Genomic DNA, 23,831 nt, shown 5'->3' with positions numbered 1-23,831 from the left:
GTTTACTTTCGCTCGGTTGAGTAGGCTTCAAGCACGGTAAAACCGGTTTCTTCTAGTGCTTTTGCAGTCTCAACCCTGTCATCAAGTTCAATATCGGTGCCTGCTACATCCTGGGCAACTTCGTGCCCTCGCCCAGCAATCAAAATGGAATCGGCAGGGCCTGCCAACTTGATCGCTTCGGCAATGGCATGGGAGCGCGGCTCAAGGTTAAGAACCTGGCTAGCCCGGGCTCCACCTTCAACCGCTGCTAGGGCGCCAGCAGCTACAGCTTCGCGGATGGGGGCGGCTGCCTCACCGTGCGGGTCATCATCAGTAACCACCACAATATCTGCGTAAGTAGCTGCGACCTCACCCATGATGGGGCGCTTGGTCTGGTCCCTTTCACCGGTGGCTCCAAAGACAATAATAATTTTGCCCTCAGAACTAGCAGGTTCAATGGCCTCAAGAGCTCGCTTCAGAGCGTCCGGGTTATGGGCGAAATCGACCAGAGCAGTGGGCGCCGTGGAAATCAGCTGCATACGGCCCGGGACGACGGGGGTGAGAGTGGCTGGGTCAGCCAAAACTTTTTGGATGAATTCGCGCTCTGCCACATCACGGGCGCTCTCATAGACCATGACTGCTGCCAGGGCAGCGTTAGAGACATTGAAGTCAGCAGGTAGCTGGGTTGATGTGGTGAGCTTTGTGCCATCACCGCGCTGCACCGTGAAGGTATGCCCGATACCATGACGGGCGACGTCCACCAGTGCCCAGTCCCCTGCCCCAAAATGAGCTGGCAGAGAGGTTAGGCCGGCTCCGTGAGCTGTTGCCAGGCGGACGACGTTTTCAGCCCCCATCGCGTCAACGGCACCCTGAGCCATTTTTTCGCCCCATTCATCGTCAACGGTGATGACGGCGCGGCGAGACCGCTGCGGGGTGAAGAGCTCTGACTTGGACTCAAAGTAGCTCTGCATGGTTCCGTGCAGATCAAGGTGATCCTGCGTCAGATTCGTAAAGCCTGAAATGTCATAGCGAATGCCGTCCACCCTGCGGTAATCCAGCGCATGCGAGGAAACCTCCATCGCGGCTGCCGTAATATTTTGTTCGCGCATGAGCGCAATCAGGGAGTGGACGTGGGGGGATTCAGGGGTGGTGAGTTTTGAGGGGATCGCTTGACCACCTGCGAGAATCTCGATGGTGCCAATCAGCCCGGTCGTGTGACCCAGCGCCTTCATGATGGAATTAATCATGTAGGTGGAGGTTGTTTTACCGTTAGTGCCTGTCATGGCAAAGAGCCGGGGCGCGCTGCCGTCCTCGGGTTGAGAGTTATAGATGCGCGCTGAAAGTGGGCCTACTGCCCTGCGTAGGTCTTCGCAGACAACAATGCCAAAGTCGCCAGGTATTTCAGTGCTAGCTTGTGCAATCTCTAGCCCCTCAGCATCCGTCAGCAGGGCCGAGGCGCCCAGCTTCAAGGCAGCTTCAACGAAGGAAGCTCCGTGCGCTTTCGCCCCGCCCAGGGCAACATAAAGGTCACCCTCCTGCACTTCCCGGGAATCCATGGTGAGACCGGTAATCGCCCGTGCGCCTTGGAGTTCACGGGCAGAAATATCTTGCTCAGCCAACCACTGAACCACCTGTGCGGGGGTGCAACCAGCAACCCGCGCAGGGCGCAGAGTTTGAGCATTACCTACGAGGTTTTTCTTCTCGGTCATTGGTTCACCCTCCGTTAGCGATAAGAGCGGAAGTGCCCGCCTGGCATTCAAAATTGTTCTTCAACACGGTCAACTTTAGCCGGTTTCATCATGACCCTCAGCAAACTTGGGGGTTTCGGTTGGATCGCTGGTCGATCGTGGCACGTTATAGGTGTGCAATACTTTCTCCATAATTTGGGAGAACTGTGCCGTGGTGCCCGCTAGCCCAACCGCAGAAGCAGTGGTCTTTGGGCGGTGCATAGTGACAGAGACCAAGAAGCGGGGATTTTCGGTGGGTGCAATACCCACGAAGGACGTCGTCCACCCATCGTAGACTGCAGACCCCTCCCCCACGTTTTCTGCGGTGCCGGTCTTGCCCGCCACTCTGTAACCTTCAACCTGAGCGGCTTCTGCACCGCCTTGGTAAACCATGGCTTCCATCACTTGGAGAGTCTTGCGCGCGGTCTCTTCACTCATTACACGCTGCCCCTCAGCAACAGGAAGCACCTCCTCAGTGCCATCGGTGTCGATAATGGCATCGATGATTCGAGGTTTGAGCTTAATGCCTTTATTGGCAACCGTCTGAAAAATGAGTGAGGTTTGCAGCGCGCTTTGCGCCAAGCCCTGTCCAAAAAGAACCGTGTATTGCTGGCGGATATCCCAGTCACGCCAATCCGCAACTAGCCCCTGTGATTCACCGGTCAATTCAACCCCAGTGTATTCCCCCATACCAAATTTCTTGAGCCAGTTATAGCGCTGCTCGCGGCTAAGTTTACTGCCCATCATGACTGTTCCGGTATTCATGGAGTTAGCGATGATACCCGCAACGGTACGTTTTTGAGCCGGGTGGGTGAAGGCATCGGTGATGGTCTGCCCCTCAATTTCAAGCTGGGCAGGCACATCAAAGACCGTTTCAGGCTCAGCCAGTCCTTCTTCAAAGACAGCAGCAGTGGTCAAGATTTTCTCGGTTGAACCGGGCTCAAAGACCTGGCTCAAAGCCCTGGGGTTCATGTCAGCCAGCTCGAAACGTTCAGCGCCTGGGTCCATGGTCGAGGAGTCTGCCAAAGCAAGCAAGGAGCCATCACGGACGTCCATGACAATAGCGGTTCCCCACTCAGCCTTCAGCTCTTCGGCACGGGCCTTAACAACCTGCTGGGCAAAATACTGAACGTCCTGATTAATCGTCAGTCGAACGTTCTTACCATCAACCGCCGGGGTCAGCTGCTCATCGCCAATCGGGATGCGCACGCCATCGGCTGAAATCTCATAGATGCGTTTGCCGTCGCTACCCGCCAAATGGTCGTGCATCGTGCGTTCGATGCCCACAGAGTTGTTACGGGTGCGGGTCTCGGTACTATCTGGAGCGACGGCCTCCTCAACCATGCTGAACCGACCTACCACCGACCCAGCCACCTCACCATTGGGGTACTTTCTGTCAGAGAGAATCTCACCGTAGATAAAGGGGGCACCCAAAGCCTGCACCTTATTGTAGATAGCAGGTGTCACGTTTTGCTTAACAATCCGGTACTTAAGATCGCCATCCAGAGCGTTCTTGACGTCGGTGTCGCTCATCTCAAGAATGTCAGCAAGCTCGTATACCAGTTCAGTGGGGCTAACTTCCACCGCTTCGTCGCTGCCTTCTTGGTAGCGGCCAAAAGGGCCAACGGCGCTTTGGTCAACCGTAATGTTATACCGCTGTACGCTACGAGCCATAACGTGCCCATTGATATCGAGAATCTCACCGCGTAGTGCGGGCACTTTGAGCTCTCGTGTACGGTTCTTGCGAGCTTCATCAGCCAAACCATTCGGGTCAAGCCCCTGTAGGTAAGCCAACCTCACGCCCAAAAAGGCCAGCCCGCCGGTTGCAGCGGTTCCGGCTAAGAAACCACGTCTACCCACGGTACGCTTGATAGACCCGACGGGGTCTTGGCTGTTTTTACCGCTCATAGGTTCCCCTTCATGCTCGTGCGGTGGTTGAAGCGCTGAAACGCTCCGGGCAGACGTATGGCAAAAAAATGCCTTGCCTTCTTAGCGGTTGGCGGTGGGTGACTGAGCTGGCTGAGCCGAAGCCTCAGGGGCGGCAGATGAACTGGGCTGTGCAGAGGCACCGGGGTTAGCAGAGGCGCTAGCGCTGGCTGAAGCCTTAGCTTCTGCTTTCTTAGCTTCTGCCTCTTTCGCCTCTTTCTTCTTACGTTCCTCCTCAGCGCGAATACTGGCCTCTTCATAGGCCTGGGTATCAGCGAGCGCTGGTGGAGCAATGAGATTATCGGTTGCCTCTGAAGGTTCTAGGGCAGCCATAGGCACACCGGAAATCTCACCGGTGGAAAGATTGATGGTTGCCCTGCTAGGTGAAGCAACCATACCCAGCTGACTAGCACGGATAGCTAAATCTTGTGGTGCCTGGTGAAATTCGATTTCCTGAGCTAGGGCTTCATTCTGCTGCGAAAGGGCCTGTTCAGTGGCACGTAATTCTACGAGGTCATACTGACGGGAAGCCATCATGATGCTTAAGCCCAATACGATTAGCAGAGCTAAGAGCATAGCCCCTAAGCCCAGAAAAACCCTCCACCTGTTGGACTGGCTACGCGTAGCCAGGGCGCGCGAGAGCGGCCTGCGCTGCTGTTTCGCTGGTTCAGGTCGCTGGTCGGGGACGACGGATAGGCGAGGTCTGCTAGCCATTGCGGCGTCTGCTGCGGTGGGGAATCTGGGTTCGGCGCTCATCGGGGTGCCTTTGTCACTTTAATTTTCTCAACCGCACGAAGCTTGGCAGAAGCTGCGCGCGAGTTTTCTTCAATTTCGGTCTCTGTAGGTGGTTCAGCACCACGAGTAATAATTTTAAGCTCCGGCTTGTGCTCTTCAAGTTCCACAGGGAAACCCTTAGGGGCACTTGAAGTGGCTCTTGCGGTAAAAGCTCGCTTCACAATTTTGTCTTCGAGGCTGTGGTAGCTCATAGCTACGCACCGTCCACCCAGGTTAAGAGCCGAGATAGCCTCGGGAATAGCACGTTCCAGGGCATCCAGCTCGTGGTTTACCTCGATACGCATGGCCTGAAAAGTACGTTTCGCCGGATGCCCGCCCTTACGCTGGGCAGCCACAGGAACAGCTTGCTGAATTACTTTGACCAGCTCACCGGTCGTCTCAAAAGGTTTGACGGCTCTCGCAGCTACGATTTTCTGGGCGATGCGGGAAGCAAATTTCTCCTCGCCCCACTGACGGATGATGCGTCGAAGCTCAAATTCTTCATACTCATTGACCACTACAGCCGCGGTGAGTTCCTCGGTGTTGTCCATGCGCATATCAAGGGGAGCGTCGTAGGAGTAAGCGAAGCCTCTCTCACGTTCATCCAGCTGCATGGAGGAGACACCAAGGTCGAAGAGCACTCCGTCTACCTCGGACACGCCGGCTTCTGCCATTGCCCGCGGAATCTCATCGTAGACAGCGTGCACGGGAATAAAACGGTCGCCGAAGCGTCGCAAACGCTCACCAGCTAGCTGATGAGCCATCAAGTCACGGTCAATACCAATAAGGGTCAGGTCAGGAAAACGCTCTAACATGGCCTCAGAGTGGCCGCCCATGCCAAGGGTGCCATCAATTACAACAGCCTGGGGGCGAGAAATAGCTGGCGCCAACAAATCAAGGCAACGGTCCAGCATGACCGGCACATGCCTGTATTTGGCATCTTTGCCAGCATGAGGGTTATGTACCTCGGTCATGGTCTCACTCCTTAGCTGTGTTTGGGGTTTTGGGGTATTTGCTACAGCAAAATACCGGGTAGCAGATCATCATCTGTTTCTGAGAAGGACTGTTCTTGAGCTTCTAAATATTCTGCCCAGGCAACTGAATCCCATATTTCAGCTCGCGATCCCGCACCAATAACGGTCAGCTCGCGATCCAGCCCCGCGTATTCTCGAAGATTCTGAGGAATAGTAACGCGACCTTGCTTATCAGGCACTTCATCAGAAGCCCCCGACAGAAAGACACGAATATAGTCCCTAGCTTGCTTTGAAGACAGTGGGGCACTGCGCAGTTGTTCGTGAATACGCTCAAATTCAGCAACAGTGAAAACATAGATGCAACGTTCTTGACCACGGGTCAAAATGACCCCCGACTCAAGTTGTTCACGGAATTTAGCCGGCAAAATGAGTCTGCCCTTAACGTCCAAGCGTGGCGTATGCGTTCCAAGAAACACGTACACCACCACCTTTACTTGCCAAGTTCAGTTACCACAGCCCACACGAAACTACACTCATGTTGTTCTATTCCCTCCACTTTACTCCACTCCACTCCACACATATACCTAAAAGAGCAATTTTGTGAGCTTTTTGAGAGTTTTCACAAGGAAAACAGAAATGAGCGGTGGCTATCTAACCTCGGTTAGATAGCCACCGCTCAGAAAAATACTCAGGAATAAGCGCTAGAGCATATTCACTACCCCGTTTTACAGGCGAGGGCCTCCCTGTCGCTCATCCCATTTGTTTTCAAGATTTTGCATGAAACCACTTTTGGGAGATTTTTGTGCAGATGCTGATTCCTGCGCAGGTGTGGCAGACGATTTGGGTTTGAGCGTCGCGAAATACACGCCACCCGCAGTAATCAGAAAACCCAGCACCCCAACAACAATTAGTTTGGTAGCTACACCTGCAATTATGATTCCCAGCCCGACCACTGCGATAAGAGCTCCTAGAGCTAGGTTTCGGGGTGAGGAAACCTGCGTACCGGAACCAAGGTTTTGAGGCTCAGTGGCGACAGGAATTGATGAGGTAAAAGCGGGGTCATCGCTGAGCTGCTTCTCAAGCTGAGATAGCAGTTCCTGTTCGCGTTCTGAAAGCGCCATGAGGGTCTCCTTGTAAGCGGGCAGCCAACCGGTCAATCAGTGTATGCAAGACGCATAAGGTCAACACCGGCTTTGCTAAGTGTTACTTTATTTTAGCGGGTATATCTGGGTAGACACTAGGAAGCAAACTAGGTTACGTAACCAATGGTCACTCCCCCTTGGGCGGGGTAAGCAAACGGGCAGGTAGCAATCCCTTAGAACCGAACTTGGCATGGATTCGATCCATAGTTTCTTCAGCTTCGAGCCAGTGCACGCCCGCCTCCGGCACCGATTGAGTAAGACTTGTTTCGAGAAGCGCCAACTGAACCCCCGCTGCGCTATCTTCCAATTTTTCGGCGCGTATACCAAGAAGCCTTAATGCCCTGGGGGCATCACCTGCTTGGTCAAGAAAACCAAGCTGCCGCAGTTGTTTCATCACAGCCTCGTACATTACTTTCCCTGAAGCAGTAGGAGCACCAAGCGGGCAGGCTCGTGCCAGCGTTTCAAAATCAGAGAACCGTATTTTCAAACTGAGGGTACGAGTCTGACGATTAGCTATTCTCAGTCTGCGGGCTACCTTGAGGCAAAGGTTATAGACAGCCTGAGAAATTTGCTCAGACTCAGTGACATCGACCGAGAAAGTATGCTCGGCGCCCATAGATTTTTCTTCCCGGTGGGTCACTACCGGGCGGGGGTCAACTCCGCGCGCCATGGCATACAGATGAGCCCCCGCCGCCTGACCAAATTTTGACTGCAACCATGAAAGTTCGTATTCAGTGAGTTGCTTGACAGTGTGGATACCCAGGCTTTCAAGCACAGCGTTACTTTTCTTACCCACGCCCCAGAGCTTGCCAACGGGAAGGGGATCCAGGAATTCTTGTACCCTGGAGGGCGGAACCACCCAAAGACCGTTAGGTTTACTGCCGGTTGATGCCATTTTTGCGATAAATTTACTGGAAGAAATACCTACCGAGCTCGGTAGATTGAGTTCATGAGCTATTCGGTCTCTAGCTTTTTGCGCGATGGCCGCCGGGCTCCCCTGAGTGCGCACGGCTCCGGTCAAATCAACGAAAGCTTCATCGACGCTTACCTGTTCCACCCGGTCTGTGATATCCCGCAGAATATCCATAACCCATACAGAGTAGTCCCGGTAGTGGGCAGAAGGTTCGACGATGGTGGCCCCTGGGCACATCTGCTTAGCTCGCACCAGGGGCATAGCAGACCCCACACCGTAGCGCCTCGCTTCATAGGACGCTGAGAGAACAACTGATCGCGGGGAATCGCGTGCCACAATAATTTTCTGCCCCCGCAACTCCGGTCTACTCAGGAGCTCAACGTTGACGAAAAAAGCATCCATATCAAGATGCATGATGATGGGGTGGCGGGAGCGCAAAACGGCATCGCCGTTACGATGTACTGCCATAATTCGCCCCTCATTTCATTAGAACATATATTCTATTCAAGCACATAGATGTACTCACTGTAAACCTCCCACGCTCCTTCCGATTAGCACCCCTCCCCCGCCTAATAGGAGGTTAGGGCACTATCTAATAAACTGGGAGTCAGACTCCGTATTCCAAGGCAAGGGATTGCAATGACCGCCCACTCCTCCCTATCCATCATTGAACAAGAACAGCGCGCCTACCTTGATGCCCTTGAAGCAGAAATGCAATTGTTCTTTGATGAGCAGGGTGCGCTGATGGCCCAGGTCTCGGAAGAGACAATGCCTATTCTCGACGCCATTAGGAAGCTATCGACCGGCGGTAAAAGGTTGCGAGCGCTGTTAGCTTACTGGGGCTTTCGTGGCGCTGGAGGGCAAGCTAATGACCCCGCGATTATCAAGGCGGGTCTGGCCATTGAGCTCTTCCAGTCGGCTGCCCTCATCCACGACGACATCATTGATGCTTCTGATACGCGCCGCGGAGCTCCCAGCGTTCACCGTCAGTTTGAGGCTATGCACCGGCAAAGGGGCTTCAAAACATCTCCCGAAGCCTATGGTGTCTCAAGCGCTATTCTTACCGGTGATATGTGCCTTTCCTGGTCTGAGATGGTCTTCTCATCAATCCCACAGGCCGGCGCTCAGTCTGAGGCTCGTCATATATTCAATCTGATGCGAACTGAAGTGATGGCTGGCCAATACCTGGATATTGTGGGTGAAGTAGTCCAGGTTGAGAGCCCGCAAGTGTCGTTGGAGCGTGCGCTCAACGTCATTCGATACAAGGCCGCTAAGTACACCTGCGAGCAGCCGCTGACCCTAGGGGGCGCTCTTGGTTTGGGTACCGTGCACGGCGAGCCTTCCCCCCTGATTGAGAGTTACCGCGCCTTTGCTCTACCCCTCGGTGAGGGGTTCCAGATGCGTGATGATGAACTGGGCGTATTCGGTGAACCTGAAGTAACGGGCAAGCCAGCTGGCGATGATCTAAGGGAGGGTAAGCGCACGGTTCTTACTGCCTACACCGCCATGCTGGCCGACAACGCTGACCACGATTTCTTAGAATCCTCTTTGGGCAATCAGCAGCTGACGCTCACTGATATTGCCAAGTTGCGGGAACTTATCCGAGTATCTGGCGCTCTAGACGCCGTGGAAGAACTGATTGAAGAAAAAAGCCAGCAGTCGTTGGGTGCTTTGGCAACGTTGGAGGTCAGCGAGCATGTGCGAACAGCCCTGGAGGCTATCGCCGCTAAAGCTCTGAAACGCTTCGCCTAAGATAACCCGCACATAAAGAAATCCCGCTTGCACCGACGTACAAGCGGGATTTGGTGTATTTACCAGGCTAGAGCTGACGCGCGTCGTCTAATTTCGGTTTTACGACCGTTGATCAAAGCATCGATGGGGCGACCGGGCAACGAATCGTCCTCGGTATAAAGCCACACGATGGCTTCTTCATCAGTGAAACCTGAATCATCAAGGACGGTCAGGGTACCTTTGAGGGACTCAAGCACGCGGTTCTCCCGCATAAATAGAGCAGGAACCTTACGCACGTTGGTTTCTGGGTCGCGCACAGCGAGAAGGCTGCGGTCAGAAATCAGGTTGTGCACTCGGGTCACTTTGAGATCGAGCATCTCGGCGATATCGGGAATGGTTAGCCAGTCCCCCACGAGAGCTATTACTTCAGGTGTTGTCTTTTCTTCACTCACCCCTCCATTTTGCACCAAAGCTGCCAACAAAGCGAGATTGACCGGTTCGAGGTTCCCCGCCAGTACCCAGAAAACACCCGTAAAATGAGGTGAGTGATGTCTGAGAACTCTAACAGTGCCCCCTGGCTGACCGGCACCGTCTTTGCCGGTCGCTACGAAGTCGGCCAGCTCATTGCCCGCGGTGGGATGGCTGAGGTTTACCATGCGGTTGATCTGTGGTCTAACAATCCGGTAGCCGTTAAGGTTCTGCTGCCGCATCTATCGTCTGACACAGCACAGCGGCAAAAGTTTTTTAGAGAGGGCAACGCCCTGGGGAAGATTCACCACGAACACGTGGTGGGTGTGGTTCAAGACGGCACCCAGCAGGTTCACGGTCAAGACATCATGTTCCTGGTCTTGGAGTATGTGCACGGCTGCACGCTCGCCCAGCTACTTACTCTGCGCCCTGTGCTGAGCGTGGGCGAGATGTTAGAGATCATGATTCCCACTGTTGAAGGGTTATCGGAGGTTCACGCGCACCGCCTGATCCATCGCGATATGAAGCCCGCCAACGTACTGCTAGAAGATAGCAACAGAGGCATCAAGTTATCGGACTTTGGGCTGACCAGACGCACCGACCAGCAGTGGACCGGTGAGCTCATGGGCACCCCGGCCTATGTCGCTCCCGAAATTATGGATCCGGTAGCTGCTGTGGGGGCTCCTGCCGATATTTTTGCGGTGGGTGTCATGATGTACCGTATGCTGACTGGCAGACTACCTTTCCCCGGTCTGGGCAACGATCAGCAGGTTCTCTACCACAACATTAATTCTGAAATTCCCTCAGTCTCGGCAATAGCACCGGGATTTAGTTCGGATATTGCAGGTGTGGTGAGCTGGTGCACCCGTCGAGCGGTTAAAGACCGCCCGCAGGACGCCGCTGAGCTCTTCCGCGCCCTGCGCGATATTTCAGCCCGGATGGGTACAGCAGAGAGAAACTACCGCCCCCAGCTCATTGAACCTCCTACCACCGAGCTATGGCAAGATGTCACCGACATTGCCGAGAAATCGGGGATGACCAAGGCCTACAGGTCAACCCCAATTACGGGTTTTGGTAGCGCTGATGACCTAATCCATCACGATGCCGAGGGGGACCTTTCTGAGCATGAACAGTGGGTGCTAGCTGCTGCTCAGGAAGAAAGCCAAGTCTATAAGCCCACTCGAATCTCTGGCGTCGGCCCACTGACCCAAAGTCAAGCTGCTATTGAGGCAACCGAGAATGAGATCACTTCTGGATCCCCTGAAGAGACGCTTTTCTGGGACGTTGCCCAGGACTCTGATGCCACGACGGCTTTTTCTGCTGCACAAGCGCGAGCGCAGAAGGATGCAGAGGAGAGGGCGCGGCAGCAGCGAGAGGGTTTTAGCCCCATCAGTGGTAGCTATAACCCGCGCAGACACCCTGTACCGCAGACTCAGCGCCAGCACTCGGATACATCCCGGGTGCAGCCGCCGATCATCAATGAAGCTGAACGGCGCCGGGCACAGACCCCATGGAGAACCCCACTCAGCCCGGTTGCGCTCATTATCATCATGGTCACCGGGCTGGTGGGGTTTACAGCGGCTGGTTTTGCCGGCTGGTGGTTAGCAGGTCTCCTTTACTAATCCCGGGGATTAGCGCTTAGACAGGTACTCCGCCACTTGGAAAGCGATCTCTAGGGACTGCTGGTGGTTCAGGCGCGGGTCACAGAGTGTTTCGTAGCGGTCAGCGAAGGACGATTCCTCAATAGGGTCTGATCCACCCAGGCATTCAGCGACATCATCGCCGGTCATTTCAACGTGAATGCCACCGGGGAAGGTACCCAGCGCCTCGTGCACCTCAAAGAAACCGCGGATTTCGTCAATAACATCATCGTAACGGCGGGTTTTGAAGCCCGAAGGAACAGAGATGGTGTTGCCATGCATGGGGTCGGTTACCCACACCACCTTGGCGCCTTCACGCTGAACACCCTCGACGATGGCGGGAAGGTTTTCGCGAATCTTGCCTGCACCCATACGAGTGATGAAGGTCAGGCGGCCAGGTTCGCGGTTGGGGTCAAGTTTATCGATCAATGCCAAGGCGTCATCAGCGGTGGTGGTGGGGCCAAGCTTCACACCAATGGGGTTGCGCACCTTGGAGAGGAAGTTGACGTGGGCATCTTCCAAACCTCGGGTACGTTCACCAATCCACAGGAAGTGGGCCGAGGTGTCGTAAGGCTGGTGGGTGCGGGAGTCAATGCGGGTCAGCGCACGCTCAAAATCGAGGAGCAAAGCTTCATGACCGGTGTAGACATCGGTGTCTTTGAAGGGTGCAAAGTCAGCACCGCATGCTTCCATGAAGTTGATGGCGCGGTCGATTTCGGCCGCCAGAGATTCGTAGCGGGCATGAGCCGGGTTAGAGGTAAAGCCCTTGTTCCAAGAGTTCACCGAACGGAGGTCAGCGAAGCCGCCCTTGGTGAAGGCTCTAATCAAGTTTAGGGTTGAGGCGCTGGTGTGGTAGCCAGTGAGCATACGGTTAGGGTCATGAACGCGCGACTTCTCATCGAAGTCAAAACCGTTGACCATTTCACCGCGGAAGGAGGGAAGAGTGACGCCCTCGCGCGTCTCATCATTAGATGAGCGCGGTTTGGAGAACTGACCAGCCATACGGCCCATCTTAACGACCGGCATAGATGCGCCGTAGGTGAGAACTACTGCCATCTGCAGCAGGGTCTTGACACGACCAGAGATCTTATCAGCAGTGGCACCAGCGAAGGTTTCAGCACAGTCACCACCCTGCAGCAAGAAAGCCTCGCCGTTGGCAACACGAGCTAGGTCAGCGCGCATCTGATCAACTTCACCAGCAAACACGAGTGGAGGCACAGCGTTAAGCTCATTCATCACGGAGGTAAAGTCTTTGTGCTCAGCCCATTGCGGGTGTTGATGAATAGTACGTGAGCGCCACTCTTCAAGCTCTGGGAAGTCGTTGGGTGTGGGTACAGCGCCGGGTAGGGTCACGGTGAGCTCCTTGTCAGATGAGAGGGCGTCTGCCCGCGGATATAAGGGTTTCTCTAGTTTAGGCGGTCTTGCCAGCGAACCAAGAATCGTCCATTATGAAGGACATATTGCGTTCATATTAAGCAACTACTGCCCGTTCTGTTGCTGACTAGCTAGCTGCTCTGACGCCTGAGTAGCTGTCAATCCCTGGCTTTCCATGAGTTTCTTAACGTCTCCGGCGTACACCGGCACAATGTCTCGCCCGGTCATTTCGCTAATACGCTGCATGACGATATCTGCCAGCTCTCTAGCAGCTGCCCAGTCGTCCTCCCTACCCAAATATTTTGAAGTATCAATAGGTTCACCCACCACGGTCTTAATGTGGATGGGCTGACCTGCAGTATTTTTTAGGCGCAACCTATTTGAGCCTGGCGCCTGGACCTCTTCGTTGCCAAACTGCGCAACTGGCACGATGGGCACGCCGGCTGCGATGGCAAGGCGGGCAACACCAACCTTGGCGCGGTAAAGCCGGGCGTCAGGGCTCCGGGTGCCTTCAGGGTAGATACCCACCAGCTTGCCCTCTTTCAGAGCATCGATGGCACGCTGCAAAGAAGCAGTAGACGCCGCTCCCCCGGCTCGATCCATAGGCAGCTGCCCCACTCCCGTAAAAAACCACTTCATGATGCGGCCTTTGAGACCGGGGGTGGTGAAATAGTCACTTTTGGCAAGGAAGAAAACCTGACGAGGTGCAGCTAGCGGAAGGAAGATGGAATCAATGAAGGAGACATGGTTGCTGGCAAGAACAGCCCCGGAGTTCGCGGGAATGTTGTGAGCCCCTACTATCTCGTGATGATAAAGCTTTGTCAGCAGTGGCTTGAGCGCGGTGCGCAGCTGGTTGTACATGCGGGCTTCCTCGAACAGATCAGATGTATTTGCTGTCTATTCTAAGACCCTTTCGCCAGGTTTTAGAGCCTGACTATTTTTAGCTGTCGGCACACCCATAGAGGTCATCAGCTACCCGCTGGTAAAGGTAAAATTTAATGCTATATCATCCAACTCACACCCCGGGCCGTGCCCGGGCTCGCTCTCAGCTCACAGCTGCGGGTGCTACTTCTAAGACAGGGCTACATCGTGAAAGAAATTCACTCACCTACAGCTGTAGTGATTGACCCCTCGGTTAACCTCACCGATATGGTGGAGCGGCGCGCCCAAGATACCCGCAACCCGGTGGTCTACCGTGTGCAAAAGTCCCCGGGCAACTGGGTTAATGTCACTGCCCAGCAGTTTAGGGCCCAGGTTATTGAGCTTGCTAAAGGTCTGGTATCTGCGGGAATCGGCGCAGGGGACGTCGTGGGTATTATGAGCCGCACCCGCTACGAGTGGACGCTCATTGACTTCGCCTGCTGGTATGCCGGCGCTGTGGTAGTGCCTGTCTATGAAACATCTTCACCGGCTCAGGCAGCATGGGCACTGTCGCACTCTAAGGCAAAAGCAATTTTTGTCGAAAGTGACAAACTTGCAGGGGTTATTGACCAGGCCAAGAACCTGACCGATGAAGAGCTTGAGCTCTCGGCACTGAGCCATATGTGGGTAATTGACCGTGAAGCCATTGCGGACCTGGTAAGTCAGGGAACCTCAGTTACCGATGATGAAATTGAGCAACGCCGTACCACCGCTAGCTGTGAAGATATCGCCACCATTGTCTACACCTCCGGCACGACGGGGCGCCCTAAAGCCTGCCCTATCACCCACGGTAACTTTGTTCGTCTGAGTGCCAATAGCAAAGCCACCATCCCTGAAATCGCTAACGAAACCAATTCGACCCTCCTCTTCCTGCCGCTAGCGCACGTGTTGGGCCGCCTTATCCAGGTGCTCGCTTTTGACGCGGGCATGGTAGTAGGTCACGCGCCCGACATTAAGAACCTTTCCACTGATTTGGCGTCCTTCCAGCCCACCATGTTGCTGGTGGTCCCGCGTGTTTTTGAGAAGGTCTATGAGGGCGCGGTCAAGAAGACTGAGAAGGGCGGAACGGTCAACGCTAAGCTCTTCCACCGTTCAGTTGATGTAGCCGTTAAGTGGTCCCAGGCAAAAATTGCCGGTGAAATGACTAAAAAGCTGGCGCTGCAACACCGCTTCTACGACAAGCTGGTTTACTCCAAACTGCGCGCTGCCATGGGAGGAAAAGTTAGGTTTGCCGTATCAGGCGGCAGCCGGCTAGCACCTCACTACGGTCATTTTTACCATGCCGTTGGTATTGAGGTAGTAGAAGGCTACGGCCTAACCGAAACCACCGCGCCCCTGGCAGTAGGCCGTATCCGAGACTTTGAGATTGGCAACGTGGGTACCCTGATCCCCGGCGGCTCTGCACGCCTGGCAGAGGACGGCGAACTAGAGTTCAAGGGCGTCGGTCTGATTTCTGGCTACCTCGACAATCCAGAGGAAAACGCCCTTGCCTTTACTGATGATGGATGGTTCCGCACCGGTGACCTCGCACGAATTTCAGATAATGGCAAGATCACCATCACCGGTCGCAAGAAGGAAATGATTGTGACTGCTGGCGGCAAGAACGTTATGCCGGTCCCCGCTGAGGACAGACTGCGGCAGGCACCATTCGTATCCCAGGCCATGCTGGTAGGCGATGAAAAACCCTTCATCGCAGCACTTATCACGCTTGATCCCGACGTCCTGCCAGATGAACTAGAACGCATTGGGCTACCGCGTACGCTGACCCCCAAAGAAGCGTCCATTCACCCCCGTGTTCGGGAATCCATACAGAAGTTCATTGACGAGGCTAACGCTTTTGTTTCTAAGGCTGAATCAATCCGCGAATTCCGCATCATCGACAAGGACTTCACCGAAGCCGATGGACATTTGACCCCCTCCATGAAGGTCCGCCGCAAGCAGGTTTTGGCTGACTTCAATACCTACGTTGAAGACATCTACAACCGGACTAAGACCACTGTCACTGAAACAGCTGCCCAGACTGCTGAACGTATGCAGGAACTACGCGCTGAGCAGAGCGTCAAGTGGGAGGAGTTCAAAGCAGACCAGGGCCATAAGCTGCAGGAATTCACCGAGGTCCAGGGGCAGAAACTGCACGAACTAGCTGACAAGTTGCAGCAGGCTCGTGGTTCGAAGACCGACGAAACCACTCATGAAACCCAAACTTCAGCTGAAGCTCCAGGTGAAACCCCACAGCTGGGTAGCGATGGAGAAGCCTCAAAGTAAAAATCTTGGGCAGTCCTAATAACTGACGCAAACTAACGATGGACCCCACTTCTGATGAGTGGAGCCCATCGCTGGCTGAAAGTGAGTTTCACAGCAGCCTAGTTGCTGCTGCGATTGGCGTTATCCGTGCTTGTAGACCTGGACGATGGACGGGCGGGGCAGAGCAACCGTTCCGTGGTTGCGAGCCACGTTGCTCTTCTTACCTTGGTTGCCGCTGGGCACGTAGTCCGGGAAGTAGGAGTGCGGCTGATCGAAGCTACCGTCCTCACCCGGGTGCTGAACCGCCACGTACACCATATTCTCCTGATCAGCGATGACGGGCCCACAGGTTTCTGCCTCTACAGGAACCGAGAGGAATTGCTCAACGTTACCGCGGTTGACCCCGTCCAGACCGACGCGGAAAAGACCATCATTCTTCTGAATTTTGTCTGGTGCGCCATCGGTTGAGATCCAGAGGTTACCCTTTGAGTCAAAGGCGACGTTATCTGGGCAGGAGATTGGGGAAACCTTAGCAGGGTCGAAACCCGAGAAATAGACCGGCTCATCGCCCTGAGGGTCACCGCAGACCAGCAGAAGATTCCAGGTGAAGCTGATGGCTTCAACAGTATTGCCGTTCTCCGTCATTTCAATGACGTGACCTGAACGGTTATTGTTGCGGGGGTTAGTTTCGTCAACTGCTGCCTGGCCCGCTGCACCACGCTGGTTGTTGTTAGTGAGAGCTGCATAGATTTTACCGGTGATCGGTGAGGGCTCGACGTCCTCGGGGCGGTCCATCTTGGTTGCCCCCATAAGGTCAGCTGCCTGGCGGGTAAAGACCAGCACCTCTTCAATGCTCATACCCGGAACCAGCGAGCGGTTACCATCGGTCAGTTGCACCCAGCGTCCAGTCCCGTCAAAGCTTCCATCAGCGGGAACGGTACCGCTACCATCGATTTCCGTCTCTGAATTACCGGTGAAAACAGCAACATACAGTGAGCCATTTTCTAGCAGGGTCATGTTGTGCGCCTTGTTGCCCTCGATGTAACGGTCGCGGGAAACGAACTTGTAGATGTACTCAAACCTGGCGTCATCCCCCATGTAAGCGGCAACCCGGCCAGTGACGGGGTCAACGTGGATGTTGGCGCCCTCGTGCTTGAAGCGCCCCAGGGCGGTGTGCTTGCGGGGAGCTGCGTTCGGATCCTGTGGGTCTAGCTCAACAATGTAACCAAAGCGGTTAGCTTCATTTTCATAACCTGGGTTGTTGGTGTTGAAGCGGGGGTCAACGTCTTCCCAGCCATGAGGTGAGGGCTGGTTTTTAATGGTGTACCGCTTGAAACGCTCGGTGCTCTGCCCAACGAAGTAGCTATCGAAGTTCTCTTCACCTGACAATACGGTGCCCCAAGGCGTGTAACCGCCAGAGCAGTTGTTGTTGGTACCGAGGACCACGGTGCCGGTCGGGTCAGCCACAGTTTTGAGCAGATCAGAACCTGCAGCGGGGCCAACCAGGGTGAAAGGAGTATCTGTAGTGACGCGGCGGTTGCGAGCGCCGTCTACCACGTAGGTCCAGGGTGAACCAACCTTCTTGCGGGTCAGCTCAACAACAGACAGCCCCTGAGCCATCATTGAAATACGGGCAATGGCGTAGGGGTCAACCGAAAACAGGTCGGCTGGGTACATGTTTTGTTCGTTGATGTACTCGTGGTTGCAGACCAGCACACCGCGTAAAGGATTGTGGGCATCAGGGATGACGGCTAGGTAGTCGTTGTTGTAGCCGAACTGGAGAGCCTGGGCTTCTTCGGTTTGGTTGTAGGGGTCAAAGGCTGGCGCGTGTGAGAAAAGGGGGTCCCCCCAGCGGATGATGGGCTCCCATTTGAAGCCGTTTGGCACGGTGAACTCGTCGACGTCTGAGGGCACGGGGGCAATGGGCTTGAAGTTGAAGTTAGACCAAGATTTGCCGCGGCCCCAGCAATTTGGGTTATGAGAAGCAGCTTCAGCAGCTTGAGGGGCGAAGCTCTCAGTGCCAATCACGACGGCTGCCCCGGCGGTTACTCCCAAAGCAGCTCTGCGCGAGATCGTGCTCTCGAGGATGTCCTTGAAGTAGCTGTTGCTTGAGCAGTTAGCATCAGGCTCCAGGCAAGCGTTGTTGCATTTAAGGGCACAGGTAACGGCGGAGCGCTTACCCTTGACGTGATTCCACATGGGCAGAAAACGGCGGGTGGGATTGGGCAACAAAGTTTTTTCTGACAAGGCGTTCTTCCTTCGAACAGTGTGTGAGGTGTAGCTGGTGGGAGCAGCCTCACTGACTATGACAAAGCAAGGTAACGTCTGGGGAGCAGCCTGGTGAACAGGAGGTTATCAGAGCATAAAACAAAGCCCCACTAGCCACAATGGGGACAGGCTAGCGGGGTCTTGACGAAATTCAGGAACTTTAGTCGAGCTCCAAACCGAGGAGGGCGTTTTCAACGACTTCAGTGAGCGCGGGGTGAATCCAGTACTGGCCGCGCGCCATGTCCTGAGCGCTCAGCCCGAAGCTCATAGCCTGGATCAGGGGCTGAATGAGGTTAGCGGAATCTTCACCGATTAGGTGAGCGCCCAGCAGTTCGCCGGTGTCCTTACGGGCAATCAGCTTGCAGAGCCCGGCGTCATCTTCCATCGCCCAGCCATAGGCGACATCCCCCATCTTCTGCACCTTGATGGTGATCTCAAAACCTTCAGACTCAGCCTGCTGACGCGCCTGGGTTTCGGTGAGACCAACTGCCGCAATTTGGGGGTGGGTGAAAACAGCAGACGGAACATAACGGTGGTCGGTGGATTCCAGGTCCTCTGGGTTCAACAGGTTGTGCTGAACCGTACGCATCTCGGCGTTCGCAACATGTTTGAGCTGGTAGGGAGACGATACATCCCCCAGAGCCCAGACGCCCTTGACAGGGCTGCCAGCCGAGAGCACCCGCTGGTGCTGGTCTACGGTCACCAAGCCCCGGTCGTCCATATCAAAGAAGGGGGCGGCGTTGACGGTATCAGAATTGGGGGTTCGACCGGTTGCCACCAAAACCAGATCGGTCTCTACTTCAACCCGCTCACCGTCTACATCGAAGACCACGGTTACGGCACCACCGTCAGCAGGTTCAATGCTGACTAGTGGGTGCCCGGTGCGCAAGTCCCAGTGTTGGGCTGCAACGTGGGCAAACTGTTCGGCAATGGTATCGTCGTGGCCACGCAAGAGTCGCTCTGAGCGCACTGCTTGGGTTACCTTAGACCCCAGACCGCTAAAGACGTGGGCGAACTCAGCAGCGATAAAACCGCCCCCAATCACTACAACGCGGTCCGGCAGCTCATCGATACGCATCACGGTATCAGAGGTATGCACCTGGGGCAGGTCTATACCGGGTACCTCAGGCAGGGTCACTCGTGAACCTGTAGCCAGCACAATTTGGGGAGCGGTCAGCTGCACTCCGCTGTCAGTGACCAGCGTGTGAGAGTCGGTGAAGCGAGCGTACTCCTCGTATACGTCAACGGAAGGCTGCCGCTTGCGCCAGTCCAAACCACCCTCGCTAATCGCGTCAATACGGGAGAAGATACGGTCGCGGATTTGCTGCCAGGCAGTGTTCTTATGCTCAACCTCGATACCGAGTTTGGTGGCGTCCTTCGCTCGGGCAATCACTGAGGCAGGGTACACATACATCTTGGTGGGGATACAACCGAAGTTGAGGCAGGTGCCGCCAAATCGCCCGCCATCAATCATGGCAACCTTCTTGCCGTCCCAGTCCTCGTTAATCAGTGAGTTGCCTGAGCCCGAACCAATAATAATGAGATCGTATTCTTTTACCGCTGTCATAGTGCCCTTTCAGTGGCTTTACCTGCGTCTGGACGTTCGTATCAGATAACGCGCAGGAGGCAGCTTTCATTCCCGGCTCCCTCTACGATGGTAGCTTCGTCAGCTGCATGCTAGATCTATTCTTTGCGTTCTGCTAGGCGGGCGTCAGCATCAGCCATGTTCTGGTCAAAGTTACGCTTCATCTGCCGGAAGACCAATATGTTGCCGACCAGTACGTGCAGTACACCCAGGCCAATGACGTAGATGTTCCAGCCGGCTTGCGGCAATACGGCTGCCACAATAATTAGCAGGGCGCCAAAACCAATAATCATCAAATGTGTAGGGTTCATAGCCACTACCCTACCTTTCCATCCCCCGCCTCACGGTAATCTCAGCTTCCTGGCGTGGGTCCTCGGAACACGGGAAACGGGAACCTAAAGCAAAAGCCCTGCTCCTACCTTCATCAGAAGGTAGGAGCAGGGCTTTGGCAAAGGGCCGGTGTTACTTGACGTTGACCACGATCAACAGGTCACCGCCAGCTACCTGGGCTACATCGTTGTAGACAATGCGCTCAACGGTGCCAGCTACCGGTGAGGTGATAGACGCTTCCATCTTCATCGCCTCAATGGTTGCGACCTGGTCGCCCACAGCAATCTCATCCCCTGGCTTAGCGGTGATGGTGACACCACCGGCGAAGGGGGCCGCGATGTGGCCGGAGTTAGACGCATCAGCCTTTTCGGCTTCCTTGACGTTGGACTCGATGGAGTTGTCACGGACCTTGACGGTGCGCTGCTGGCCGTTGAGGGTGCACATAACCTCGCGCATACCCTTTTCATCGGCCTCAGAAATTGCCTGCAAGGTGGCAATCAGTCGAACGCCCTTGCCCAGCGAAATCACGTGTTCACGCTTGAGAATCATGCCGTAGAGGAAGTCGCGGGTGTGCAGAATAGACACATCGCCGAATTCATCACGGGTCTTCTCAAACTCGCGGGTGGGGGCGGGGAAGAGCAGTCGGTTCAAGGTTGAACGGCGGGTCTCGGAATCTCCCTCAAGAGCGGCTAGGTCTTCGGCCGAGAGTTCGTTGACAGAGGGCTTGGAGAGCTTGCGACCCTCCAGGGCGCGTGTGCGGAAGGGCTCGGGCCAGCCAGCGGGCGGGGTACCCAGCTCGCCGTTGAGGAAGCCGATGACCGAGTCAGGTACATCAAACTTCTGCGGATCCTTCTCGAAGTCTTCCGGTGAGACGCCCATGCCTACCAGCTGCAGAGCAAGATCACCCACCACCTTAGAAGAGGGGGTCACCTTGACGATATGGCCCAACATGCGGTCAGCGGCAGCGTACATATCTTCGATGTCTTCGAAGCGCTCCCCCAGTCCCAGCGCATTTGCCTGGGCACGCAGGTTAGAGAGCTGACCACCGGGGATTTCGTGGGTGTAAACACGGCCGGTCGGTGAACTCAGCCCCATCTCGAAAGGCTTGTAGATAGCGCGCAGGGCTTCCCAGTAGGGTTCCAGGGCGCATGCTGCCTCCAGCGAGATACCGGTGTCACGGTCGGTGTACTGAAGTGCACCGACGAGAGCTGAGAAGGAAGGCTGGGAGGTGGTACCAGCCATGGAAGCACTTGCTACGTCCACCACGTCCACACCGGCTTCTACAGCTGCCAGCAAGGTGCCAACCTGACCACCGGCGGTGTCGTGGGTATGCAGGTGAACCGGCAGGTCAAAGCGCTCGCGTAGAGCGCTGACCAGGCGGCGGGCTGCTTCAGGACGCAGAAGGCCGGCCATGTCCTTGATTGCAAGGATGTGGGCACCTGCTTCTACTACCTGGTCAGCTAGGTTCAGGTAGTAGTCCAGGGTGTAGGTCTTTTCATCGGGTGAGAGCATATCGCCGGTGTAGCAGATGGCTACTTCAGCTACTGCGGTGCCGGTGGCGCGCACAGCCTTAATGGCCGGGGTCATCTGTGAGACATCGTTGAGCGAGTCAAAGATACGGAAGATATCGACACCGGTTTCTGCTGCTTCCTTGACGAAAGCATCAGTGACCTCTGTGGGGTACGGGGTGTAGCCCACGGTGTTACGGCCGCGCAGCAGCATCTGGATGGGCAGGTTGGGCATGGCCTCACGCAGGTGGGCCAGGCGTTCCCATGGGTCCTCAGAGAGGAAGCGCAGGGCAACGTCGTAGGTTGCACCGCCCCAGGCCTCAACCGAGAAGAGCTGCGGGATGGTGTGGGCTACCGCGGGTGCCGCTGCCAGCAGGTCGCGGGTACGCACACGGGTTGCCAACAGCGACTGGTGGGCATCACGGAAGGTGGTATCAGTAACCAGCACCTCCTTAGTGTCACGAACAGCCTTGGCAAAGCCTTCGGGGCCGAGTTCAAGGAGCTTCTGACGCCAGCCAGCCGGGGGCTGGTGATTAGAGGCGTCAAAGGGTGAGCGGAAGGGCTCTTCCACCTTATCGCCGGGGAAACGGGGCAGCTTATGGCGAGGGTCAATACCCTCAATGCGCTCACCGTGGGGCTTATTCACCGTGACGTTAGCAAGGTACTGCAAAGCCTTAGTGCCGCGGTCAGCCGAGGGCTTCTTGGTCAGCAGCTCCGGGTGTTCGTCGATGAAGGGGGTTGAGACATCACCGGCGCGGAAGGTGGGGTCCTGCAACACTGCCTGGATGAAGGGAATGTTGGTGGAGATACCGCGAATGCGGAACTCTGCCAGTGCACGGGAGGCTCGCTGGACGGCTGCTTCAAAGGTGCGGCCACGGCAGGTGAGCTTAACCAGCATGGAATCGAAGTGGGGTGAGATTTCTGCGCCGGTGTAGACGGTACCGCCATCCAGACGGATGCCGGAGCCACCTGCTGAGCGGTAGTAGGTCACCTTGCCCACGTCCGGGCGGAAGCCGTTCGCGGGGTCCTCGGTGGTGATACGGGACTGCAGTGCATAGCCGCGTACACGCAGCTCGTCCTGGCGAATGCCCAAATCTTCGAGGCTCTCCCCCGCTGCAATGCGCATCTGTGACTGAACTAGGTCAACGTCGGTGACCTCTTCAGTGACGGTGTGCTCCACCTGGATGCGGGGGTTCATCTCAATAAAGACGTGCTGACCAGCGCGTTCACCGGCGGTGTCAACCAAGAACTCCACGGTGCCAGCGTTGACATAGCCCAGCTCCTTAGCAAATTTTACCGCGTCGCGGAAGAGTGCCTGTCGGATCTCATCGTCCAGGTTAGGCGCAGGTGCAATCTCAACGACCTTCTGGTGGCGGCGCTGCAGGGAGCAGTCACGCTCAAATAGATGGACGATATTGCCCTGGCTATCGGCAAGAATCTGCACCTCGATGTGGCGGGGGCGCAGTACTGCCTGTTCAAGGAAGACGGTGGGGTCACCGAAGGCTGTATCAGCCTCACGCATGGCGGCTTCCATGGAAGCCCGCAAGTCTTCACGCTTTTCTACGCGGCGCATACCGCGGCCACCACCACCGGCGACAGCCTTAACGAAGATGGGAAAACCAATTTCCTCAGCTTCAGCCAACAGTTTTTCAACATCTGCGCTGGGTTCGGTTGACTTCAGGACGGGAATGCCTGCTCGACGAGCAGCCTTCAGCGCCTCAACCTTATTACCGGCAAGTTCCAGCACCTCCGGGGGCGGGCCGATAAAGGTAATGCCGTTAGCGGCAGCCGCACGGGCTAGGTCTGGATTCTCAGAAAGAAAACCGTAGCCGGGGTAGATAGCATCCGCACCGGCATCTTTGGCGACGCGAATGATCTCATCAATATCCAGGTAAGCCCGAACGGGATGCCCTTCTTCACCGATGGGGTAAGCCTCATCTGCCTGCTGGCGGTGAATGGAGTGGCGGTCTTCATAGGGGAAGACACCAACGGTCTTAGCGCCGAGCTCGTACGCCGCGCGGTAAGCGCGGATAGCGATCTCGCCGCGGTTTGCGACCAAAACTTTTGAAAACATATTTTTCCGTTCCGTTCCGTGCCCTGGGGTTATCCAGTGGAACTTTAGCCACGACTCTGTGTGTGAACACCTCAAATATATAGCTCAGAACAAGCTATGCTCGATTTTTGTCTCATTTTTGGTCATGTTGGACGTAACGAAACAGCTTATTGTGAAACTCATAACATGATTGGATATAGAACACAGGTGTGGTCTGACCATTAGCTTTAATCTAGCCCCCAGACAGGTGCCGGTTATTGGGTAGCATAGAGCT

17 protein-coding genes are annotated in these 23,831 nt (G+C 55.5%); 3 read left to right on the top strand and 14 right to left on the bottom strand.

Translation table 11 applies throughout. The features are described 5' to 3' along the window. Positions 1-2: 2 nt before the first annotated feature. The 7 genes from L6990_RS02470 to dinB all read right to left on the bottom strand — a co-directional run bounded on the left by L6990_RS02470 (position 3) and on the right by dinB (position 7,903). Positions 3-1,688 (bottom strand): Mur ligase family protein, encoded by a 1,686-nt coding sequence (locus L6990_RS02470; RefSeq protein ID WP_237202495.1) that lies wholly within the window; start codon positions 1,686-1,688, stop codon positions 3-5. 75 nt (positions 1,689-1,763) lie between these two features. Beyond that, positions 1,764-3,614, bottom strand: a complete 1,851-nt coding sequence (locus L6990_RS02465; RefSeq protein ID WP_237202494.1) for a peptidoglycan D,D-transpeptidase FtsI family protein — start codon at positions 3,612-3,614, stop codon at positions 1,764-1,766. Between the two features lie 81 nt (positions 3,615-3,695). Continuing rightward, the gene (locus L6990_RS02460; RefSeq protein WP_237202493.1) at positions 3,696-4,388 is read right to left on the bottom strand and encodes a hypothetical protein; all 693 of its coding nucleotides are present in this window, start codon (positions 4,386-4,388) and stop codon (positions 3,696-3,698) included. Continuing rightward, the gene (gene rsmH, locus L6990_RS02455; RefSeq protein WP_237202492.1) at positions 4,385-5,380 is read right to left on the bottom strand and encodes a 16S rRNA (cytosine(1402)-N(4))-methyltransferase RsmH; all 996 of its coding nucleotides are present in this window, start codon (positions 5,378-5,380) and stop codon (positions 4,385-4,387) included. Before rsmH ends, L6990_RS02460 begins: the two co-directional genes overlap by 4 nt. A 41-nt stretch (positions 5,381-5,421) precedes the next feature. Continuing rightward, a complete protein-coding gene (gene mraZ, locus L6990_RS02450; protein ID WP_237202491.1) occupies positions 5,422-5,856 on the bottom strand; it encodes a division/cell wall cluster transcriptional repressor MraZ in 435 nt (144 codons plus the stop codon). Positions 5,857-6,105: 249 nt separating this feature from the next. Further along, the gene (locus tag L6990_RS02445) at positions 6,106-6,501 is read right to left on the bottom strand and encodes a DUF3040 domain-containing protein (protein ID WP_237202490.1); all 396 of its coding nucleotides are present in this window, start codon (positions 6,499-6,501) and stop codon (positions 6,106-6,108) included. A gap of 148 nt (positions 6,502-6,649) precedes the next feature. After that, a complete protein-coding gene (dinB, locus tag L6990_RS02440; protein WP_237202489.1) occupies positions 6,650-7,903 on the bottom strand; it encodes a DNA polymerase IV in 1,254 nt (417 codons plus the stop codon). A 171-nt stretch (positions 7,904-8,074) separates the two neighbouring features. Between dinB and L6990_RS02435 the strand changes: the two genes are divergently transcribed. Beyond that, the gene (locus tag L6990_RS02435) at positions 8,075-9,187 is read left to right on the top strand and encodes a polyprenyl synthetase family protein (RefSeq protein WP_237202488.1); all 1,113 of its coding nucleotides are present in this window, start codon (positions 8,075-8,077) and stop codon (positions 9,185-9,187) included. A gap of 59 nt (positions 9,188-9,246) precedes the next feature. Here L6990_RS02435 and L6990_RS02430 read toward each other — a convergent pair whose 3' ends face one another. After that, complete coding sequence (locus tag L6990_RS02430) at positions 9,247-9,618, bottom strand: Rv2175c family DNA-binding protein (RefSeq protein ID WP_336604462.1); 372 nt, start codon at positions 9,616-9,618, stop codon at positions 9,247-9,249. Between the two features lie 96 nt (positions 9,619-9,714). Here L6990_RS02430 and L6990_RS02425 point away from each other — a divergent pair, with 96 nt between their 5' ends. Further along, entirely contained in the window at positions 9,715-11,256 is a 1,542-nt protein-coding gene (locus L6990_RS02425) for a serine/threonine protein kinase (RefSeq protein ID WP_237202487.1), read from the top strand. Between the two features lie 9 nt (positions 11,257-11,265). On the opposite strand, the gene L6990_RS02420 is transcribed toward L6990_RS02425, so the two are convergent. Further along, positions 11,266-12,627 carry a class II 3-deoxy-7-phosphoheptulonate synthase gene (locus tag L6990_RS02420; protein WP_237202486.1) on the bottom strand — a complete coding sequence of 454 codons (1,362 nt, stop codon included), beginning with the start codon at positions 12,625-12,627 and terminating at the stop codon, positions 11,266-11,268. A gap of 126 nt (positions 12,628-12,753) precedes the next feature. Then, the gene (locus L6990_RS02415; protein WP_237202485.1) at positions 12,754-13,509 is read right to left on the bottom strand and encodes a lysophospholipid acyltransferase family protein; all 756 of its coding nucleotides are present in this window, start codon (positions 13,507-13,509) and stop codon (positions 12,754-12,756) included. Between the two features lie 228 nt (positions 13,510-13,737). Here L6990_RS02415 and L6990_RS02410 point away from each other — a divergent pair, with 228 nt between their 5' ends. Continuing rightward, positions 13,738-15,834 (top strand): AMP-dependent synthetase/ligase, encoded by a 2,097-nt coding sequence (locus L6990_RS02410; RefSeq protein WP_336604461.1) that lies wholly within the window; start codon positions 13,738-13,740, stop codon positions 15,832-15,834. A 120-nt stretch (positions 15,835-15,954) separates the two neighbouring features. On the opposite strand, the gene L6990_RS02405 is transcribed toward L6990_RS02410, so the two are convergent. The 4 genes from L6990_RS02405 to L6990_RS02390 form a co-directional block, all read right to left on the bottom strand. Next, complete coding sequence (locus L6990_RS02405; protein WP_440480480.1) at positions 15,955-18,012, bottom strand: PhoX family protein; 2,058 nt, start codon at positions 18,010-18,012, stop codon at positions 15,955-15,957. Between the two features lie 229 nt (positions 18,013-18,241). Then, positions 18,242-19,648 carry a mycothione reductase gene (locus tag L6990_RS02400; RefSeq protein ID WP_237202483.1) on the bottom strand — a complete coding sequence of 469 codons (1,407 nt, stop codon included), beginning with the start codon at positions 19,646-19,648 and terminating at the stop codon, positions 18,242-18,244. 116 nt (positions 19,649-19,764) lie between these two features. Continuing rightward, positions 19,765-19,977, bottom strand: coding sequence for a hypothetical protein (locus L6990_RS02395; RefSeq protein ID WP_237202482.1), 213 nt, complete (start codon positions 19,975-19,977; stop codon positions 19,765-19,767). Between the two features lie 151 nt (positions 19,978-20,128). Further along, a complete protein-coding gene (locus L6990_RS02390; RefSeq protein ID WP_237202481.1) occupies positions 20,129-23,578 on the bottom strand; it encodes a pyruvate carboxylase in 3,450 nt (1,149 codons plus the stop codon). Positions 23,579-23,831 lie beyond the last annotated feature (253 nt).

The organism is Rothia endophytica, assembly GCF_928381505.1.
GTDB classification, from domain to species: domain Bacteria; phylum Actinomycetota; class Actinomycetes; order Actinomycetales; family Micrococcaceae; genus Rothia; species Rothia endophytica_A.
The sequence above is the reverse complement of the archived record's forward strand: the minus strand, read 5'-3'. Positions and strand labels throughout refer to the sequence as shown.

Bases quoted from the DNA above. Each gene is read 5' to 3' on its own strand.
- L6990_RS02470 (WP_237202495.1), bottom strand. From the start codon at position 1,688: ATGACCGAGAAGAAAAACCTCGTAGGTAATGCTCAAACTCTGCGCCCT.
- L6990_RS02465 (WP_237202494.1), bottom strand. From the start codon at position 3,614: ATGAGCGGTAAAAACAGCCAAGACCCCGTCGGGTCTATCAAGCGTACC.
- L6990_RS02460 (WP_237202493.1), bottom strand. From the start codon at position 4,388: ATGAGCGCCGAACCCAGATTCCCCACCGCAGCAGACGCCGCAATGGCT.
- rsmH (WP_237202492.1), bottom strand. From the start codon at position 5,380: ATGACCGAGGTACATAACCCTCATGCTGGCAAAGATGCCAAATACAGG.
- L6990_RS02445 (WP_237202490.1), bottom strand. From the start codon at position 6,501: ATGGCGCTTTCAGAACGCGAACAGGAACTGCTATCTCAGCTTGAGAAG.
- dinB (WP_237202489.1), bottom strand. From the start codon at position 7,903: ATGGCAGTACATCGTAACGGCGATGCCGTTTTGCGCTCCCGCCACCCC.
- L6990_RS02435 (WP_237202488.1), top strand. From the start codon at position 8,075: ATGACCGCCCACTCCTCCCTATCCATCATTGAACAAGAACAGCGCGCC.
- L6990_RS02425 (WP_237202487.1), top strand. From the start codon at position 9,715: ATGTCTGAGAACTCTAACAGTGCCCCCTGGCTGACCGGCACCGTCTTT.
- L6990_RS02415 (WP_237202485.1), bottom strand. From the start codon at position 13,509: ATGTACAACCAGCTGCGCACCGCGCTCAAGCCACTGCTGACAAAGCTT.
- L6990_RS02405 (WP_440480480.1), bottom strand. From the start codon at position 18,012: ATGTGGAATCACGTCAAGGGTAAGCGCTCCGCCGTTACCTGTGCCCTT.
- L6990_RS02400 (WP_237202483.1), bottom strand. From the start codon at position 19,648: ATGACAGCGGTAAAAGAATACGATCTCATTATTATTGGTTCGGGCTCA.
- L6990_RS02395 (WP_237202482.1), bottom strand. From the start codon at position 19,977: ATGAACCCTACACATTTGATGATTATTGGTTTTGGCGCCCTGCTAATT.
- L6990_RS02390 (WP_237202481.1), bottom strand. From the start codon at position 23,578: ATGTTTTCAAAAGTTTTGGTCGCAAACCGCGGCGAGATCGCTATCCGC.